Annotated in this window: 16 protein-coding genes and 1 riboswitch; of the genes, 11 read left to right on the forward strand and 5 right to left on the reverse strand. The window is 72.8% G+C overall.

The genetic code is table 11. The annotated features are described in order from the left end of the window. Positions 1–351 precede the first annotated feature (351 nt). Positions 352–1,281 (forward strand): GNAT family N-acetyltransferase, encoded by a 930-nt coding sequence (locus B086_RS0135420; protein WP_063746847.1) that lies wholly within the window; start codon positions 352–354, stop codon positions 1,279–1,281. Between the two features lie 223 nt (positions 1,282–1,504). Further along, positions 1,505–2,314 carry a PhzF family phenazine biosynthesis protein gene (locus tag B086_RS0135425; RefSeq protein WP_018571186.1) on the forward strand — a complete coding sequence of 270 codons (810 nt, stop codon included), beginning with the start codon at positions 1,505–1,507 and terminating at the stop codon, positions 2,312–2,314. Between the two features lie 46 nt (positions 2,315–2,360). Here the strand turns inward: B086_RS0135425 and B086_RS0135430 are convergent, their stop codons facing one another. Continuing rightward, a complete protein-coding gene (locus B086_RS0135430) occupies positions 2,361–3,161 on the reverse strand; it encodes a CPBP family intramembrane glutamic endopeptidase (RefSeq protein ID WP_018571187.1) in 801 nt (266 codons plus the stop codon). A 212-nt stretch (positions 3,162–3,373) separates the two neighbouring features. After that, positions 3,374–4,894, reverse strand: a complete 1,521-nt coding sequence (locus B086_RS0135435) for a glutamate-cysteine ligase family protein (protein ID WP_018571188.1) — start codon at positions 4,892–4,894, stop codon at positions 3,374–3,376. Positions 4,895–5,459: 565 nt separating this feature from the next. On the opposite strand from B086_RS0135435, the gene B086_RS0135440 reads away from it, so the two are divergent. From B086_RS0135440 to B086_RS0135460, 5 genes are all read left to right on the forward strand, one after another. Then, positions 5,460–6,044 (forward strand): hypothetical protein, encoded by a 585-nt coding sequence (locus tag B086_RS0135440; RefSeq protein ID WP_018571189.1) that lies wholly within the window; start codon positions 5,460–5,462, stop codon positions 6,042–6,044. 348 nt (positions 6,045–6,392) lie between these two features. Next, complete coding sequence (locus B086_RS0135445) at positions 6,393–6,599, forward strand: DUF5999 family protein (RefSeq protein ID WP_026253111.1); 207 nt, start codon at positions 6,393–6,395, stop codon at positions 6,597–6,599. A 437-nt stretch (positions 6,600–7,036) separates the two neighbouring features. After that, on the forward strand, positions 7,037–7,594 hold the full coding sequence (locus B086_RS0135450) for a hypothetical protein (protein WP_018571191.1): 558 nt from the start codon (positions 7,037–7,039) through the stop codon (positions 7,592–7,594). 204 nt (positions 7,595–7,798) lie between these two features. After that, positions 7,799–9,748 carry an APC family permease gene (locus B086_RS0135455; RefSeq protein WP_018571192.1) on the forward strand — a complete coding sequence of 650 codons (1,950 nt, stop codon included), beginning with the start codon at positions 7,799–7,801 and terminating at the stop codon, positions 9,746–9,748. A 67-nt stretch (positions 9,749–9,815) separates the two neighbouring features. After that, positions 9,816–10,211: a TOBE domain-containing protein gene (locus B086_RS0135460; protein ID WP_018571193.1), complete on the forward strand. Its 396-nt coding sequence runs from the start codon at positions 9,816–9,818 to the stop codon at positions 10,209–10,211. A 31-nt stretch (positions 10,212–10,242) separates the two neighbouring features. On the opposite strand, the gene B086_RS0135465 is transcribed toward B086_RS0135460, so the two are convergent. Continuing rightward, positions 10,243–10,707 carry a molybdopterin-dependent oxidoreductase gene (locus B086_RS0135465; protein WP_018571194.1) on the reverse strand — a complete coding sequence of 155 codons (465 nt, stop codon included), beginning with the start codon at positions 10,705–10,707 and terminating at the stop codon, positions 10,243–10,245. A 199-nt stretch (positions 10,708–10,906) separates the two neighbouring features. Here B086_RS0135465 and modA point away from each other — a divergent pair, with 199 nt between their 5' ends. The 3 genes from modA to B086_RS0135480 all read left to right on the forward strand — a co-directional run bounded on the left by modA (position 10,907) and on the right by B086_RS0135480 (position 13,759). Further along, positions 10,907–11,734: a molybdate ABC transporter substrate-binding protein gene (modA, locus tag B086_RS0135470; protein ID WP_018571195.1), complete on the forward strand. Its 828-nt coding sequence runs from the start codon at positions 10,907–10,909 to the stop codon at positions 11,732–11,734. Beyond that, positions 11,731–12,576, forward strand: a complete 846-nt coding sequence (gene modB / locus B086_RS0135475) for a molybdate ABC transporter permease subunit (protein ID WP_018571196.1) — start codon at positions 11,731–11,733, stop codon at positions 12,574–12,576. Before modA ends, modB begins: the two co-directional genes overlap by 4 nt. A gap of 91 nt (positions 12,577–12,667) precedes the next feature. After that, entirely contained in the window at positions 12,668–13,759 is a 1,092-nt protein-coding gene (locus B086_RS0135480; RefSeq protein ID WP_018571197.1) for an ABC transporter ATP-binding protein, read from the forward strand. A 90-nt stretch (positions 13,760–13,849) separates the two neighbouring features. Here B086_RS0135480 and gcvP read toward each other — a convergent pair whose 3' ends face one another. Further along, the gene (gcvP, locus tag B086_RS0135485; protein WP_018571198.1) at positions 13,850–16,735 is read right to left on the reverse strand and encodes an aminomethyl-transferring glycine dehydrogenase; all 2,886 of its coding nucleotides are present in this window, start codon (positions 16,733–16,735) and stop codon (positions 13,850–13,852) included. Positions 16,736–16,911: 176 nt separating this feature from the next. Next, positions 16,912–17,006: riboswitch (glycine riboswitch) on the reverse strand. Between the two features lie 113 nt (positions 17,007–17,119). Between gcvP and B086_RS0135490 the strand changes: the two genes are divergently transcribed. Beyond that, a complete protein-coding gene (locus B086_RS0135490; protein WP_018571199.1) occupies positions 17,120–17,497 on the forward strand; it encodes a PRC-barrel domain-containing protein in 378 nt (125 codons plus the stop codon). Between the two features lie 121 nt (positions 17,498–17,618). Here B086_RS0135490 and B086_RS0135495 read toward each other — a convergent pair whose 3' ends face one another. After that, a complete protein-coding gene (locus tag B086_RS0135495) occupies positions 17,619–19,031 on the reverse strand; it encodes a DNA polymerase IV (protein WP_078531291.1) in 1,413 nt (470 codons plus the stop codon). Positions 19,032–19,118 lie beyond the last annotated feature (87 nt).

Below are 19,118 nucleotides of genomic sequence, written 5' to 3' on the forward strand. Positions count from 1 at the left end.
CGACAGCGGCGGCCCGCACTCACCCCGGGGGAGGGAGAGTGCGGGCCGTCCACCGCGCCCGGGAGAAGCCGGGCGGAACGTCAGCAGTCGGGGTTCCATGGCACCGAGCAGCCGTCCCCACAGCGACCGGCCCCATAAAGGCATTGCGCCCCAGGTCCGCCCTCGGATAGACATGGCGGCCGAACCCCTGCCGCTGCGGCAGGGGTCATGACAGTGAGAGGAGGGATAAGCCGATGATTCCCGAGATCACTGCGCTTGTGTCCTCCCGGGGCGCGCACCGCGTCTGACCCCGGAGCGGACGGGCGCCTTCACCGGAGCGTGCCTGACACCGTGGAACAGAACGACCTGACCATGCGTCCCCTCCGCGGACGCGAAGAACTCGACCTCTTCACCCGACTCCCCTACGGCCTCAACGCCGAGCTGGCGGACGACCTCGCCACAGGCCGCCGACGGCCGGAATGGATGTGGGTCGCCCTGCGCGGTGACCGCCTGGTGGCCAGGGCCGCCTGGTGGAGCCGGCCGGGCGGCGGCGCACCCCTCGTCCTGGACGTCCTCGACATCGAGGACGACGTACCGGAACCGGGTCCCGACCGCCTCGACATCGCAGAACGCCTGCTGCGCACCGCGCTGGCGGCGATGGTGGGCGACGGGGCGCAACCCCCTGACTACAGCCGCTTCGTCCCGCCGGACTGGCGCGAGGACGCCCTGCCCAGACGGATCGTCGAGGACCGCATGACCGTCCTGGAGCGGACCGGCGCCCGGCTCTTCGTCGAACGGCTGCGCCTGGAGTGGCGTCCGGGGACACCGGTCCCCGGGCCCGGCGGGCGCCTCGCGTTCCGGCCGCCGCACGACAGCGGGGAACTCGTGTCCCTGATGACGTCGGCGATGGACGGCACCCTCGACGCGCACGGCCGCGCCGATCTGACCCGGATGTCCCCCCGGGAGGCGGCCCTCAAGCACTACGAGGAGGAACTGGCTCTCTACAGCAGCCCGCGCGACTGGTGGCGGGTCGCGACCCTGCCCCAGGGGGAACCGGTGGGATTCGTCCTGCCGGCCCACAACGGCTACAACCCGATCATCGCCTACATCGCGGTCCTTCCCGGGCACCGCGGGAACGGCTACATCGACGGCCTCCTCGCCGAGGGCACCCGTGTCCTGGCCGAGCAGGACGTCCCGCGCATCCGCGCCTCCACGGACCTCGGCAACGTCCCGATGGCGAACGCGTTCCGGCGCGCCGGATACGTCAACTTCGAGCGCGAGATCAACATGACCTGGAACTGAGCCGGACCGGACTGAACCGGACCGAACCGAACCGGACCGGGCGCGGACCGCGTACGCGCGGCCCCGCCCGAGTCCGGGCTCGTGGCTCCGTGCTCCGGGCTCCGTGCTCCGGGCTCCGTGCTCCGGGCTCCGGGCCCCAGCCCCCGTGCCACGGGCCTCGACCAGGCCGCCGGACCCGGATTGGCCTTGGCCCGGGGCCCGCCGGGGCCTCTACCGTCGGCGCATGCGGATTCGTATCGTCGACGCCTTCACCGACCGTCCCTTCGCGGGCAACCCCGCCGGGGTCCTGCTCCTCGACGCCTTTCCCGAGGACCCGTGGCTCCAGCGGGTCGCCCTGGAGGTCAACCACGCCGAGACGGCGTTCGCCCACCCGCTGCCCGCAGGCGGCGAGGCCGACTGGGCGCTGCGCTGGTTCACCCCGGCCACCGAGGTCGCGATGTGCGGGCACGCCACGCTCGCCACCGCGCACGTCCTGCACACCACCGGCGCGCACACCGGGCCCGTGCGCTTCGCCACCCGCAGCGGCGTACTCGCCGCAGCCCCCGCCGACGACGGCGCGATCACCCTGGACCTGCCGACCGCCCCGCTCACCGCGGTCGCGGTCCCCGACGGGGTCGCCGAAGCCCTGGGCGCCACGCCCCGCACCGCCTTCGACACCGGTCCCAGCGTCGGTGACCTGGTGCTGGAGCTGGCCGACGAGAAGACCGTCCGGGGCCTCGACCCCGATCTCAGGGCGCTGGCCGCGCACTCGGCGCGCGGTGTCATCGCCACCGCGCGGGCCGAGGACCCCGCCCGCGGCTACGACTTCGTCTCGCGGTGCTTCTTCCCCAACATCGGCATCGACGAGGACCCGGTGACCGGCAGCGCCCACACCGCCCTCGCCCCCTACTGGTCCGAGCGCCTGGGCCGCCCCGTCCTCACCGGGCTCCAGGCCTCGCCGCGCTCCGGTCTGGTCCGCACCGAGCTGCGCGGCGGCCGCACCTTCCTCACCGGGCACGCCGTGACGGTCGTCGACGGCGAACTGCGCGTCTGAGACCCACACCCGCGCGGCACCCCGGCCGGGTCAGGCCGGTGCCGGGTCAGGCCGTCGGCAGCCAGTCCACCTTCCCCGCGAGCAGGGCGTAACCGACGAACGCGCCGATGTCCAGCAGCGAGTGGGCCACCACCAGCGGTCCGACCCGGCCCCACCGCCGGTACAGCCAGACGAACACCACGCCCATGGCCATGTTGCCGAGGAAGCCGCCGATGCCCTGGTAGAGGTGGTACGAGCCGCGCAGCACGGCACTTCCCGCCAGCGCGGCTCCCGGGGTCCAGCCCAGCCGCCCCAGCCTGCGCAGCAGATAGCCGACGACGATCACCTCTTCGAGGACCGCGTTCTGCACCGCGGACAGCACCAGCACCGGGTACTTCCACCACACGGAGGGCAGCGCCTCGGGCACCACGGTGAGGTTGAAGCCGAGGCCGCGGGCGGCGAGGTAGAAGGCGATGCCGGTGCTGCCGATGACCGCCGCGACGGCGGCCCCGCGGCCCAGGTCGGGCCAGGGGCGGGTGCGGTCGAACCCGAGGGCGCGCAGGCTCTGCCCCTCGCGCAGCAGCAGATGCGCGACGAGCGCGACGGGCACCAGGGCGCCGGCGATCCCGAACAGCTGCCAGGCCAGGTCGAGCCAGGGGCGGCCCGGGGCGGCCGAGGCGTTGAGGGTGGCCGCCTGGTCCTTGAGGCCGCCGGGTTTCGTGACCGAGCCGACAAAGCTGATCAGGGCGGAGACCCCGCTCGCCCCGAGCGAGAGCGCCAGGACGAGCAGCGTCTCGTCCCGGAGCGTCCGCCGTGACAGCCGTTCGTCCGGATAGGAATCGGCCCCCGGTCCCGCCTCCGCCTGCACCCGCGCCTCCCGTTCACGTCCTGAGAGGTCACAGCTTGCCCGATCCGCTCCCTCCCGGCACGGCCGCCCCCCGCCGGGTGCCCGCGCGGCGCGGTGCCCCCGGCCGGGGGCACACCCTCCGGCGGGGGCCGGGAACCCACCCCTCCGGCGCGGGGCACACCCTCCGGCCGGGGCACCCGACGGTCCCCGCGGACGCGGTCCGCCCCGGCGGTTCAGCCCAGGGGCACCGGCTCCGGAAGGCCCACCGGCCAGGTGTGCACCGGCTCACCCAGCCGCATCAGCTCGCAGTAGCGCCGGGTCGTGGCCGCCAGCGCCGCCTCCCGGTCCAGTCCCTGCTCCTTGCGGGCCCGGTGGTAGGTGTCGGCCTGCCAGCGGGCACCGTTGGTCCGGCGCCGGCAGCGCTCCTCGATCACACCGAGGTAGCGGTCCCGGTCCGCCGGCTCCACGCCCCAGGAGTCCAGCCCGGCCGCGGCGAGCGGCAGCAGCTCGTCGCGTACGAGAGTGACGGCGTCGGTCTCGGCCGTCCCCGCGGCGCGGCCGCGCCGCGGCCAGGTGAACCGGGCGTCGATGCCGTGCCTGCACGCCGCGTCGAAGTTGGCCGCCGCCGCCTCGAAGGGCAGCCGGGTCCACACCGGCCGCGACTCCTCGGCGAGGGCCCGCACCAGCCCGTAGTAGAAGACGGCGTTGGCGACCACGTCCGTGACGGTCGGTCCGGCGGGCAGGACGCGGTTCTCCACGCGCAGGTGCGGCACCCCGTCCGCGACGTCGTAGACGGGGCGGTTCCAGCGGTAGACGGTGCCGTTGTGCAGGACCAGCTCGGCGAGTTTCGGGACACCCCCGGCGTCGAGCACGTCGAGGGGGTCCTCGTCGTCGCAGATCGGCAGCAGCGCCGGGTAGTAGCGCAGGTTCTCCTCGAACAGGTCGTACGCCGAGGTGACCCAGCGCTCGCCGAACCAGGTGCGCGGGCGGACCCCCTGCGCCTGGAGCTCGGGCGGGCGGGTGTCGGTGGACTGCTGGAACAGGGGCGGGCGCGACTCGCGCCACAGCTCGCGCCCGAACAGGAACGGGGAGTTGGCGCCCACGGCGATCTGCGCGGCGCTGGCCGCCTGCGCGGCGTTCCACACGTCCGCGAACCGTCCGGGGGTGACCTGGAGGTGGAGCTGCACGGACGTGCAGGCGGCCTCCGGGACGATGGACTTCGAGGTGCAGACGAGGTGTTCCACCCCGTCGATGTCCAGGGTGAAGTCCTCGCCGCGGGCGGCGACGATCTGGTCGTTGAGCAGGGCGTAGCGGTCGACGTCGGAGAGGTTGGAGGAGACCAGGTCGTCCCGGTCGAGGGTCGGCAGGATGCCGATCATCGCAATCGAGGCGTCCACCTCCCCGGCTTTCCGGTCGGCATATGCCAACGATGTCGTCAGTTCCTCCGCGAGGCGGTCGAATACCCGGCCGCCCAGCCGGTGCGGAGCGATGTTGACTTCCAGGTTGAACATCGCGAGTTCCGTCTGGAAGTCCCGGCTCGCGATGCGCTCCAGTACTTGCGCATTCAGCATTTTCGGCATCCCGTCGGAGCCGACGAGATTCAATTCGATCTCCAGCCCCACGAGGTTCTTGGCGCGGTCGAACCGCTTCTCCTCCAGCAACCGCTCCAGCCCCTTCAGGCATCGCCTGAGCTTGTCGCGGTAGCGGTTGCGATCGGACAGGTCGAACTGGCCTGCCACGACCTTCTCCCCCATCGCAGCGTCCTTCCTCGCTCGGGCGGGCCCACCGATCCGGCCGCCTTGGTCCTGGTCAGGTGGGATGATGCCCCGCCAACGCGATCGATAACGTCCCATCGCGGCCCGGTACCGACTACGCTTGTCCCCTGTGTCCGGAGGCACATTCACGCGGCATGCAACGCCTGGCACACCCGGCTGTCCCGGGTGCCCCCGAGAAGTCGTGAAAAACGCCGACGACAACGAGCCGTCCACCGTATCGGCATCACCCGAGGTCATCGCGGCCCGGTCCGCACAGAATCGGGATGATTCCCGCATATCACCGGCCGAATGAACCCTTGTCGCCCCTGCCGGAAACAGGTAGACGAAACAACACCAGAACATGTGTCGTATAAACTCGGCACCACGGCAGAAGGTCGGCGTCCATGACCCTGGACCCGTCGTCAGGGTCAAGCGGCAGGCCGCGCTCCGTCACCCCGTTCACCGGAAACCCCGGCTACGCCACCCTGCCCCGAGAGCTGACAGCGCCGTCCGCCCCCGCCCCGCCCTCGCGCCACCGTGCCTGTCGAATGAGAGGCGACCCACCATGCCGCTGCACGTCCCCCCGGCTCCCGCGCCCGCACTCCGTTCCGTCCTCACCGCCCTCGGTTCCCCCACCGCGGTCCGCGAGGCACGGATCCCCGCCCTCCATGCCGCGCAGGCCCCCGCGACCCCGGAACTCCCGCTGCCCGTGCACGTCCTCGACCGGATCACCCCGGCGGGGATCTCCGCGACCCGGCTGGCCGGGTGGCGCTTCCTGGTCCGCTGCGGCGATCACGCGGTGGCCGCCGCGGAGACCCGGCTGACCCCGGACGGCTGGGCCTTCTCGCACTTCTTCGAGGGCCCCTACGTCGCCTCGACCGAGCGCGCCCTGCGCCAGGCGGAGACCCTGCCGCAGCCCTACCAGCCGCGCCTGTTGTCGATGCCCAGCCTGTACATGCTCACGCTGTGGCTGCACGGCGACCTGTCCGACGACGGCTCCGCCGGCCACCCGGCCGCCACCGATCTCCTCGTCCCGCTGACGCCCGCCCCGCCCGGGGTCCCGGCCCATGTGCCGCACCGGGTGGCCGACCTGCTGCCGGTCCTCGCCCATCGGGTGACTCCGGTACGGCTCCTGGGCTCCCCCGCCTGAGGGGCCGCCGCCGGTGTCGTCGTAGATCCGTCGCGGGGCCCGCACAGGGCCCTCGAAGGTCCGCCGCCCCCTTCCCTCCTTTCCCGCCTGGTCCGACCGGACTAGCCCCATCCGGCCCCCTCGAACCATCCGAAGGGACCCCGCGGTGGAGGTGAACCGCTCGCGCGGGTGATGCGTCTTGAATCTGTGAGAGACGGTGCCGCGAAATTCCTGCGGAATCACGTCCGCGGGGCAACACTGGTTTCAGTCCGACTCATCAAACGGGGGGCGGCCATGGCCGATGCCGACAGCCGCAGGACGCAGACGACAGCCATCCCGGACCACACGACACAGCGAGAGATCCCACCCATGTGCCAGCACCAGACACCGTGTCCGTCAGCCGACTCCGCCGACCGGGAGTCCGCCCGTCTCGTGGCGCACCACCCGGAGCAGGGCTGGAGCCTGCTGTGCAACGGCGTGCTCCTCTTCGAGGACACCGGTGAGCTGCTGCCGGACGGGCAGATCATCGCCCCGCACCGCCCGCTGGGCACCGACCGGGTGATGACCGCGGCCTGAGCACGCCGGGCGGCTGCGTCGAACAGAGCGCCCACACACCACGAGGGCCGGGCCGCACAGGCGTGTGCGGCCCGGCCCTCGCGCGCGCCTCACCACGGGCGGCCCCCCGAACCAGTCGAACCCCGCGCTGCCCGGCCCGCGCCGCTGTCGCCCCCGGCCGCCGTACGGCACTCCGGGTACCGCTGCCGGCGCCCGCAACCAGGTCACCGTGGCCGGTGCACCGGAGGGGACGGGTCCGTACCCCCGTAGGAGACCGTAGGAGAGGACCTGATTGCGCGGCGCCGGCTCCCAGGGGGCCGCGGCTGGCGCACCCGGGCGGCGCACCCGGGCCCCCGCCGCGACCGGTCCGCCTGCGCGGCGTCAAGAACGGCCGGGCGCACGTCAGGGCCGCGTCAAGGGGTGCGGCCCGGCGCGTGCGGGGTCCTAGCGTGGAGGTCATGAGGTACGGCCACGAGACCCAGCGGGGCGTCGGCGCACCCGCGCGGCGGTCAGCGCCACCGGCGGGCGACCGCCACTGGGCGCGGGAACTGCACACCGCGCTGCGCTGCGCGGCGGCGCTGCTCGGTCTGCTGCTGCTGATCGACGCGGGCACGGGTGCGCTGACCTGGTGGCGCGGACTGCTCTGGCTCACGCTCGCGCTGCTGCTCCTCGGCGTGCTCTGTCCGCCCCGGGTGAGCGCGGGCGAGGGCTGGCTCGCCTCCCGGACGCCGCTGCGCCACCGCCGGGTGCGCACCGATCTGCTGGTGTCGGTGCGGCTCGTGGACGGTGTCTCCCGGCGGCTGGTCCTGCGGGACGCCCTCGGCGGCCGTATCGAGATCGATCCGCGGATCCTGGTGGACAACCCCGGCCTCTGGTATCACCTGGCGGAGGACGCGCGGACATCGGCGGCGCGCGGCCTGCTGCGCTGCGGGACGGACGCGCTGCGTGATCTTGAGGAGCGGGTGGACCGCGAGACGACACGCACCGTGTTCCGGATCTCGGGCCTCGAACCCTGACCAGGGACGCCCCGCCGACCCTCGCCCGGGGGCATTCGCGCAGGTGGGACGGGGCCGTTCTTAACGGAAGATTGACGCCCGCCTGGCCCATCACGCATGGGCCCCCACATCACGCTCCGCATACGCTGGTGCCCCGTCCGCAGGCCGGCCGGACTCACACGCCGAGCCGTCGTCCGGCTCGGCCGCACCTTTGGAGCAGGGCCGATGGCCACCACCGAGCACCCTCCCAGCCGGCTGCGCGCCTGGATGCTGGAGGGCCTGTCCGACATGGGCAAGGGCGTGCAGCAGGGCCCGCACGCCGCGCCCGAGCCCCCGCACGAGGGGCAGCGCTGGTGGCGGGTCATGTGCCTGACCGGGGTCGACTACTTCTCCACCCTCGGCTACCAGCCGGGCATCGCGGCACTGGCCGCCGGGCTGCTCTCGCCGGTCGCCACGCTGGTCCTGGTGCTCGTCACCCTCGCGGGCGCCCTGCCGGTGTACCGCAGGGTCGCCGAGGAGAGCCCGCACGGCCAGGGTTCCATCGCGATGCTGGAGCGCCTGCTGTCGTTCTGGCAGGGCAAGCTGTTCGTGCTGACCCTGCTCGGGTTCGCCGCCACCGACTTCCTCATCACCATCACCCTGTCGGCCGCCGACGCCTCGACGCACCTGGTGGAGAACCCCCATCTGACGCATGCGCTGCACAGCCACCAGATGCTGATCACACTGATCCTGCTGGCGCTGCTCGGCGCGGTCTTCCTCAAGGGCTTCCTGGAGGCGATCGGGGTCGCGGTCGTCCTGGTCGGCATCTATCTGGCGCTGAACGTCGTGGTGGTCGTCTCCGGCATCTGGCACGTCGTCACCGCCGGGCACCTGGTCACCGACTGGACGGGCGCCCTGACCGCCCAGCACGGCAGCGTCTTCGCCATGGTCGGGGTGGCCCTGCTGGTCTTCCCCAAGCTCGCGCTCGGCCTGTCCGGCTTCGAGACGGGGGTGGCCGTGATGCCGCATGTGCGCGGCGACGCCGGTGACACCGAGGAGCGGCCGACCGGCCGGATCCGGGACACCAGGAAGCTGCTCACCACGGCCGCCCTGATCATGAGCTGCTTCCTCATCGCGACCAGCTTCATCACCACGCTGCTGATCCCCGCGGCGGAGTTCAAGCCCGGCGGCGCGGCCAACGGGCGTGCGCTGGCCTATCTGGCGCACCGCTACCTCGGGAACGCCTTCGGCACGGTCTACGACGTCTCGACCATCGCCATCCTGTGGTTCGCGGGTGCCTCCGCGATGGCCGGGCTGCTGAACCTGATGCCGCGCTATCTCCCCCGCTACGGCATGGCCCCGCACTGGGCCCGCGCGGTGCGCCCGATGGTCCTCGTGTTCACGCTGATCGCCTTCCTGGTCACCTGGATCTTCGACGCGAACGTCGACAAGCAGGGCGGCGCGTACGCGACCGGTGTGCTGGTGCTGATCAGCTCGGCGGCCATCGCGGTGACCATCGCCGCGCACAAGGCCGGCCAGCGCGGGTGGACGGTCGCCTTCGCGGTGATCTCGGCGGTGTTCCTGTACACGACCGTGGCCAACGTCATCGAGCGCCCGGACGGCGTGAAGATCGGTGCCTGCTTCATCGCCGGGATCATCCTCGTCTCGCTGCTGTCGCGGCTGGCCCGTGCCTTCGAGCTGCGGGTGACCAGTGTGACGCTGGACCCGATGGCGGAACGTTTCATCAGAGATATCGCCAGCCGCAAGATCCGGATCATCGCCAACGAGCCCGACCGCCGCGACAAGGCCGAGTACCGCGACAAGATCGAGCAGATCCGCTCCGACAACGACATCGCCGACACGGAGGACTTCGTCTTCGCGGAGGTCACGGTGACCGACCCGTCCGAGTTCGAGTCGGGCCTGAAGGTGCGCGGCGAGGTCCTGCACGGCCGCTACCGCGTCCTGGCCCTGGAGTCCGCCTCCGTCCCCAACGCGCTGGCCGCGCTGCTCCTGCGCATCCGCGACATGACCGGCCGCACCCCGCACATCTACTTCGAGTGGACCGAGGGCAACCCCTTCCACAACTTCCTGCGCTTCTTCCTCTTCGGGCAGGGCGAGGTCGCCCCGGTCACCCGCGAGGTGCTGCGCGAGGCCGAACCGGACCCGGCCCGGCGCCCCCGCGTCCACACCGGATGAGCACACCCCGGCACTCGCCGCCGCCCCTGCGTCCGCCGCACCCGGCCGGGGCCCTATCGTGACCGGCATGCAGTCCTACACCATCGGCCAGGCCGCCCGTCTGCTCGGCGTCAGCCCGGACACCGCCCGCCGCTGGGCGGACGCGGGCCGGGTCACCACCCACCGCGACGAGGGCGGACGGCGGCTCATCGACGGGCGGGACCTCGCCGCCTTCTCGGTGGAACTGGCCAAGTCCGGCGGCGGCGAGGAGGACCCCTCCTACACCTCGGTCCGCAACGCCTTCCCCGGCATCGTCACCGCCATCAAGCTCGGCGACGTCGCCGCGCAGGTCGAGATCCAGGCCGGCCCGCACCGCCTGGTCTCGCTGCTGACCCGGGAGGCCGTGGAGGAACTCGGCCTGGAGGTCGGCATGGAGGCCACCGCCCGGGTGAAGTCGACGAACGTGCACATCGACCGGACCTGACCGCAGGCGGGACCGGCCCCCCGGCCGCCGCTCAGGCCGCCGCGGCGCCCGCACCGTATCCGCCGTCCACCCGGATCGCCCGGATGCCGCTGACATAGCGCGCCCCGCAACGGTCCTGCGGAAGCACCAGCTGCGGTCCGTCGCCGTCCAGCGGTACGTCGTCCAGGGCCACCGCGAGCAGCACCGGCGCCGCCCCGAAGTCCGGATCGATCTCCGCCCAGGACAGCAGCGTGCGGTGCCCGTCCGCGCCCGCGACGTCGATCAGGAACCGCAGCCGGTCCTTGCGCCGCGCCGGGTCGAAACCGGGCCCGGCGTCCGCCAGCACGTCGTACAGCCGGGGCCCGGCGAAGCGGTGGCGCCGCACCCCGCTGGTTGCGCAGTCGAAGCTGACCCGGGCCCGGTGCTGGGGCCAGCCCAGCAGGTCCGGCACGGTCAGACGCACCGGTCGGGTGAGGTCACCGGTCAGGACGAGTTCGGCGAGCGGCACGGCCACCACCTCCGGCAGGTCCGTACCCGCGGGGCGACACCGTACAAACGCACATGCAACCCTGGGATACGGAAGCACCAGCTCATGCGAAGCAACAGGAGACTTATGCCTCGCACTTGCGGCAGTATCATCGCGGCACGGCCCCGCACGGCCGTGCCAGGGCGCGACAACCTTCTTTTTCGTGCACGACCAGAGGAGTAGATCCGTGATGACCCGTTCCGTGCGCCGGACCCGGACCCTACAGGTGGCCGGTGCGGGAGCCGTGGCCCTGCTGGCCCTCAGCGCCTGCTCCTCCTCCGACTCGTCCTCGTCCTCCGACGCGCCCTCCGGCGGCTCCTCGGCGTCCTCCGCGCCGAAGCTGTCCGGCACCGTGACGGTCTTCGCCGCCGCGTCCCTGAAGGAGAGCTTCACGACGCTCGGCAAGGAGTTCGAGCAGCAGCACCCGGGCACCAAGGTGGCCTTCAACTTCGGCGGCAGCGACACCCTGGCCGCGAGCATCACCAGCGGCGCCCCGGCCGACGTGTTCGCCGCCGCCAGCGCCAAGACGATGAAGATCGTGACGGACAAGAAGGACGAGGGCGCCGCGCCCGTCACCTTCGTCCGCAACCAGCTGGAGATCGCCACCCTGCCCGGCAACCCGGACAAGATCGCCTCCCTGAAGGACCTCACCAAGTCCGGTCTGAAGGTGGTCCTGTGCGACAAGACGGTGCCGTGCGGCGCCGCCGCCCAGAAGGCGCTCACCGCCAGCGACCTCAAGCTCACCCCGGTCTCCTACGAGCAGGACGTCAAGAGCGCCCTGACCAAGGTGGAGCTGAAGGAGGCCGACGCGGCCGTCGTCTACAAGACCGATGTGCACGCGGCCGGTGACAAGGTGGAGGGCGTGGAGTTCCCCGAGTCGGCCAAGGCCGTCAACGACTACCCGATCGCCCCGCTGAAGAACGCCCCCAACGCCGCGGGCGCCAAGGCGTTCATCGAGCTGGTCACCTCGGCCGAGGGCCAGAAGGTGCTGTCCGAGGCCGGCTTCCTCAAGCCGTGACCGTGACCGACAAGGCCGGCGCCGTGACCCGCAGAGGCGGGGCACGGCGCCGGCGTGCCGTCCGGGGCGTGCCGCTGCCGCTGCTGCTGCCCGCCCTGGTGGGCCTCGCCTTCCTGCTGCTGCCGCTGCTCGCCCTGCTGATCCGCGCGCCCTGGCGCAGTCTGCCGGACCAGCTGACCAGCACCGAGGTCTGGCAGGCGCTCCAGCTCTCGCTGGTCAGCGCCACCGCCGCGACCGCCGTGAGCCTGGTGCTGGGCGTCCCGCTGGCCTGGCTGCTGGCCCGCACCGACTTCCCCGGCCGCGGCCTCGTCCGGGCCCTGGTGACGCTGCCGCTGGTGCTGCCGCCGGTGGTGGGCGGTGTGGCGCTGCTGCTGGCGCTCGGGCGCAACGGCGTGGTCGGGCAGTGGCTCGACTCCTGGTTCGGGATCACGCTGCCCTTCACCACGGCCGGTGTGGTGGTCGCGGAGGCGTTCGTGGCCATGCCGTTCCTCGTCATCAGCGTCGAGGGCACGCTGCGCGCCGCCGACCCGCGCTACGAGGAGGCGGCCACCACCCTCGGCGCCTCCCGCTTCACCGCGTTCCGCCGGGTCACCCTGCCGCTGATCGCGCCCGGCATCGCGGCGGGCGCGGTGCTGGCGTGGGCGCGGGCGCTCGGCGAGTTCGGCGCCACGATCACCTTCGCCGGGAACTTCCCGGGCCGTACGCAGACCATGCCGCTGGCCGTCTACCTGGCGCTCCAGGACGACCCGGCCGCCGCCATCGCGCTGAGCCTGGTGCTGCTGGCCGTGTCGATCGCGGTCCTCGCGGGTCTGCGGGACCGTTGGATGACGGCGTCCTCATGAACCGAGCCGCGCCGCGCCTCCCGCTCCCCTCCCCCTCCTCCCCCTCGCCCTCCCCTCCCCCGGACGGCCCCGCATCCTGGACGATCGCCTCATGACCGACATCGACGAGACCGCGCACCGGGTCCGCGCAGCCGACGGGCCCGACACCGGACTCGACGCCCACCTCGTCGTCGACCGGGGCGGCTTCCGGCTCGACGTGCCCCTGACCGCCGCGCCCGGCGAGGTCGTCGCGCTGCTCGGCCCGAACGGCGCCGGGAAGACCACCGCCCTGCGCGCCCTGGCCGGACTGGTCCCGCTCACCGGCGGGCGGCTGCGCCTGGACGGCGCCGAGCTGGAGCGCACACCGCCGGAGAAGCGCCCGGTCGGGGTCGTCTTCCAGGACTATCTGCTCTTCCCGCATCTGTCCGCCCTGGACAACGTGGCCTTCGGCCCGCGCTGCCAGGGCGCGACCAGGGCCGAGGCCCGCGCGCAGGCCGCCGAGTGGCTGGCGCGCATGGGCCTGGCCGATCACGCCGGGGCCAAGCCGCGCCGGCTCTCCGGGGGCCAGGCCCAGCGGGTGGCCGTGGCCCGCGCACTGGCCACCCGGCCCCGGCTGCTGCTCCTGGACGAGCCGCTCGCCGCCCTGGACGCCCGCACCCGGCTGGAGGTGCGCGCCCAGCTCCGCCGGCACCTCGCCGAGTTCGAGGCGGTGGCCGTGCTGGTCACGCACGACCCGCTGGACGCGATGGTGCTGGCCGACCGGCTCGTGGTCGTCGAGCACGGCCGGGTGGTGCAGGAGGGCACCCCCTCGGAGATCGCCCGCCGGCCGCGCACCGACTACATCGCGCAGCTCGTCGGTCTGAACCTGTACCGCGGGCGCGCCGAGGGGCACCTGGTGCGGCTGGAGTCCGGTACCGCCCTCACCACCACCGAGAAGCTCACCGGACCGGCCTTCGTCGCCTTCCCGCCGGGCGCGGTCACCCTCCACCGGGAGCGTCCCGCCGACACCAGCGCGCGCAATCTGTGGCGCTGCGAGGTCGCTGGTCTGGAGACGCACGGCGACCGGATCCGCGCCGACCTCACCGGCGACCTCGCCCTCGCCGCCGATCTGACGACGGTCGCCGCCGCCGAACTCGGGCTGGAGCCGGGCGCCGGAGTCTGGGCGGCCGTCAAGGCGGCCCAGACCCACGGCTACCCGGCCTGACCCGAGCGCGGCCCGCACACACGAGGGGCCCCGCCCCCCCCCGGCCACTGCGGACCGGGGGGCGGGGCCCCTCGTGGACGTACCGTCCGCTCAGTCCTCGTACGCGTCCAGCGGCGGGCAGGAGCAGACCAGGTTGCGGTCGCCGAACGCCTGGTCGATCCGGCGCACCGGCGGCCAGTACTTGTCGGCCGTGGAGACACCGGCCGGGAAGACGGCCTCCTCGCGGCTGTAGGCGTGCTCCCACTCCCCGCCGAGCGCGGCGGCGGTGTGCGGGGCGTTGCCCAGCGGGTTGTCGTCGGCGGGCCAGGCACCCGAGCCGACCTTGTCGATCTCGGCCCGGATCGCGATCATCGTGTCGCAGAACCGGTCCAGCTCGGCCAGGTCCTCGGACTCGGTCGGCTCGATCATCAGCGTCCCGGCCACCGGGAACGACATCGTCGGCGCGTGGAAGCCGTAGTCGATCAGCCGCTTGGCGACGTCGTCCACGCTGACACCGGTCGCCTTGGTCAGCGGACGCAGGTCGATGATGCACTCGTGGGCGACCAGACCGCCGGGGCCCGTGTAGAGCACCGGGAAGTGCGGCTCCAGGCGCTTGGCGATGTAGTTGGCGGACAGCACGGCCACCTGCGTGGCGCGCTTGAGTCCCTCGCCGCCCATCAGCCGGACGTACGCCCAGGAGATGGGCAGGATGCCCGCCGAGCCCCAGGGCGCGGCGGAGACCGGTCCCACGCCCGTCTCCGGGCCCGCGGCGGGCTGGAGCGGGTGGTTGGGCAGGTACGGCGCGAGGTGCGCGCGTACGGCGACCGGGCCGACGCCGGGGCCGCCGCCGCCGTGCGGGATGCAGAACGTCTTGTGCAGGTTCAGGTGCGAGACGTCGCCGCCGAAGTGGCCCGGCTTGGCGAGGCCGACCAGGGCGTTGAGGTTGGCGCCGTCGACGTAGACCTGGCCGCCGGCCTCGTGGACCTGGGCGCAGATGTCGGCGACGTGCTCCTCGAACACACCGTGCGTGGACGGGTAGGTGATCATCAGTACGGCGAGCTGCTCACGGTGCTGCTCGATCTTGGCCCGCAGGTCGTCGACGTCGACCTCGCCGTCCTCGGCGGTCTTCACCACGACGACCTTCATCCCGGCCATCACCGCGCTGGCGGCGTTGGTGCCGTGCGCGGAGGACGGGATGAGGCAGACGGTGCGCTGCTCGTCGCCGTTGGCCCGGTGGTAGCCGCGCACGGCGAGCAGACCGGCCAGCTCGCCCTGCGATCCGGCGTTCGGCTGGAGGGAGACCTTGTCGTAGCCGGTGACCTCGGCGAGCCGGTCCTCCAGCTCGCGGATGAGGGTGAGGTAGCCCTGCGCCTGCTCGGCGGGGACGAAGGGGTGCAGCTGGCCGAACTCGGGCCAGGTGACCGGCTCCATCTCGGTGGTCGCGTTGAGCTTCATGGTGCAGGAGCCCAGCGGGATCATGCCCCGGTCCAGCGCGTAGTCGCGGTCGGCGAGCTTGCGCAGATAGCGCAGCATCGCCGTCTCGGAGCGGTGCTGGCTGAAGACGGGGTGGGTGAGGTAGGCGTCGGTGCGCAGCAGGTCCTGGGACAGGATCTGGCCGGCGGCGGCGTCCAGCGCGTCGATGTCGCCGGTGGCGCCGAAGGCGGACCACACGGTCCGCAGCTGGGCGCGCGTGGTGGTCTCGTCGCAGGCGATCGAGACGTGGTCGGCGTCGACGAGGCGGAGGTTCACGCCGCCCTCGCGCGCGGCGGCGACGATCTCGGCGGCGCGGCCCTCGGCGCGGACCGTCAGCGTGTCGAAGTACGACCCATGGACGACGGTGGCGCCGCCCGCCTTCAGGCCCTCGGCGAGGACGGCGGCGTAGCGGTGGGTGCGCAGCGCTATGTCCTTCAGGCCCTCGGGCCCGTGGTAGACGGCGTACATGCCGGCCATGACGGCGAGCAGCACCTGCGCGGTGCAGATGTTGCTGGTGGCCTTCTCGCGGCGGATGTGCTGCTCGCGGGTCTGGAGGGCGAGGCGGTACGCCTTGTTGCCGTCGGCGTCCACGGAGACGCCGACCAGACGGCCGGGCAGGCTGCGGGCGAACTGCTCGCGCACCGCCATGTAACCGGCGTGCGGTCCGCCGAAGCCCATCGGCACGCCGAAGCGCTGCGTGGTGCCCACGGCGATGTCCGCGCCCAGCTCGCCGGGCGACTTCAGCAGGGTGAGGGCGAGCAGGTCGGCGGCGACGGTGACCAGCGCGCCCAGCGCGTGCGCCTGGTCGATGACGGGCTTGAGGTCGCGGACGGCACCGGAGGCGCCGGGGTACTGGAGGAGGACGCCGTTGATGTCGCGCTCGGCGAGCGCGGCGGGGATGCCGTCGCTCAGGTCGGCGACGACGACCTCGACACCGGCTGGCTCGGCGCGGGTCTCGATGACGGCGATGGTTTGCGGCAGCGTGTCCGCGTCGACCAGGAAGAGGCCCTTCTTGTTCTTGCCCATGCGCCGGGACAGCGCCAGCGCCTCGGCGGCGGCGGTGCCCTCGTCGAGCAGGGAGGCGCCGGAGGTCGGCAGGCCGGTGAGGTCGGCGACCACGGTCTGGAAGTTCAGCAGCGCCTCCAGGCGGCCCTGCGAGATCTCCGGCTGGTACGGGGTGTACGCCGTGTACCAGGACGGGTTCTCCATGACGTTGCGCAGGATGACCGGCGGGGTGAACGTCCCGTAGTAGCCGAGTCCGATCATCGAGCCGAGGACCTGGTTGCGGTCGGCGAGGGAGCGCAGCTCGGCCAGCACCTCGGCCTCGGTGCGGGCGCCCGGCAGGTCCAGGGTGTCGGCGTTCTTGATCACGTCCGGCACGGCGGCGGCGGTGAGTTCGTCGAGCGAGCCGTAGCCGACCTGCGCGAGCATCTTGGCCCGCGCCTCCTGGTCGGGCCCGATGTGGCGCTGCTCGAAGGGGATGCCCTGTTCGAGCTCGGAGAGCGGAATGCGCTGGGCGGTCATTGCGGAGGCCTCCTGGTCTGACGCGACCTTCGAGGGACACCACGGCGCGGGTGTCCCGACGGCCTCCCCCTCTGTCATCTCAACCTGAGAGCTTCACCGGGTCGTCCGTGGACGCCCGGCTTTCACCGTCGGTGAGAGCGGACGCCGTCGACATCCGCTCTGCTTTCCAGAGTGACCTCGTCCGTGCGGTACGTGGGCCTGAGAGATTCCGGGGAGGATTTGCTCCTTCGGCGCCTCCGGTGTTGCTGGAGGACTCTCCCGCACGGGGTCAGCAGCCGCTGCCAGGGTACCAGCGGGCCGGGAGCCCGAGCCTTCGAGTGGCCGCCCCGCCGAATGTGCTCTTTTGTAGTGCTTACGGATGAGTTGCGACCCTGTGGAGGGACCGTGCTGACCGAGATCGATCCGCGCAACCTGATCGGCCGCAAGGCGTTCGACCGCAACGGCCACAAGATCGGCACGGTGGACGAGGTGTACCTCGACGACGCGACCGGTGTGCCCGAGTGGGCGGCCATACGCACCGGCCTGTTCTCCCGGGACGCCTTCGTGCCCCTGGAGCCCAGCGAACTGGTCGAGGGCGCCCTGCGCGTCCCCTTCGAGCGGACCCTGATCAAGGAGGCGCCGGACTTCGGCGTCGGCCGCCACCTCTCCCCGGAGCAGGAACTCCAGCTCTACCACCACTACGGCCTCGATGTGACACCTCCGGTCGCTCCCCCGGACCGCGACTTCGGCAAGCTGGCGGGCTCCGGCACGGAGGAGCCCTGAGGCAGCCCGGCCCACGGACCTCCTCCCGCACTCCCCTGTTCTCTGCCCTCTGTTCTCTGTTCTCTGCTCTGGCCAGCCCTGCCCTGTCCTCTCCCTTCCCGCGCCGCACTCGTACGCGTACTCATCCGACGCCCAGCGCGGTCCCACCCCCGGGGACGCCCGCGGTGCCCGCCGGGTCCGCCGATTCCGTCGCCTCCGCCGGTCTTCGCCGTACCAGCGGCAGCGGATCCGCCGGTTCCAGAGCCGGGTCGTCGACGCGGAAGGTCCTGATCCGCCCCGGCGCCGACTGCGGTGTCTCGAAGCGGACCGTGACCCTGCCGACGCCGCTGCCCTGCACCCAGCCGTGTCCGTGCTCGGTGTGCCGCACGTCGTGCCCCGCGGACCAGTGCCGCTCGGCGGGCTCCGCCGGTTCCGGTGCCGGTTCGTCCACGGGCTCCTCAGCGGGGTGCTCCGCCGCCTCTCCGGCCGCCTGGGCGAACAGGTCCTCCTGGGTGTAGTCGGCGAGCCCGGACACGCCCACTCCGAGCAGCCGCACCCCGCCGGTGGTGTCCACCGAGTCCAGCAGCCGGGCGGCGGCCTCCCGCACCACCGCCTGGTCGTCGGTGGGCCCGCGCAGCGTCTCCGACCGGGTCAGCGTGGAGAAGTCGTACCGCCGCACCTTGAGCACGATGGTCCGGCCCGACAGCCCGGCCCCGCGCAGCCGCCCCACACAGCGGTCGGCCAGCCGCTGCACCTCCAGGCCCACCCGCAGCCGGTCGTGGATGTCGATGTCGTAGGTGTCCTCCACCGACACCGACTTCGTCTCCCGCTCGGCGACCACCGGCCGCTCGTCGTGGGCCAGCGCCATCGCGTACAGCGCGTGCCCGTGCGCCTTGCCCAGCAGCCGCACCAGCTCGTCCTCGCCCGCCTCGGCGAGCTCGTCGACGGTGTGGATCCCGGCCCGGCGCAGATGGTCCCCCGTGGCCGGTCCCACGCCCGGCAGGGTCCGCACCGACAGGGGGCCGAGGAGGGCGCGCTCCGTGCCCGGTTCGATGAGCACGAGACCGTCCGGCTTGGCCCGCTCGGAGGCGATCTTGGCGAGCATCTTGGAGGCGGCCAGGCCGACCGAGCCCGTCAGCCCCGTGACGGCCCGGATGTCGGCCCGCAGCCGCGCCCCCGCCAGCCGGGCGGATTCCTCGTCCGAGGCCGCTCCCCCGGCCTCCAGGTCCACGAACGCCTCGTCCAGGCTCAGCGGCTCCACCAGCGGGGACAGCGCCCGCAGCAGCCCCATCACCTGCTCGCTGATCGACCGGTAGAAGCCGAAGCGCGGCACCAGATACGCGGCGTTCGGCGCCAGGCGGCGCGCCTGGGCCATCGGCATCGCGGAGTGGACGCCGAAGACCCGCGCCTCGTACGACGCGGTGGCCACCACACCGCGCGGGCCGAGGCCGCCCACCACGACCGCCTTCCCGCGCAGGCTCGGCTTGGACGCCTGCTCCGCCTGGGCGAAGAAGGCATCCATGTCGAGATGCAGGATCGTCGGCGCGCTTCTCACATCTCCGATGCTGCACCACGCCACTGACAATGCGCCCGGCGCGGCGCACGACGCGCGCTCAGGCGGCCGTCCGCGGCCGGGATCCGG

It is taken from the genome of Streptomyces sp. PsTaAH-124 (genome assembly GCF_000373685.1).
GTDB lineage: Bacteria > Actinomycetota > Actinomycetes > Streptomycetales > Streptomycetaceae > Streptomyces > Streptomyces andamanensis.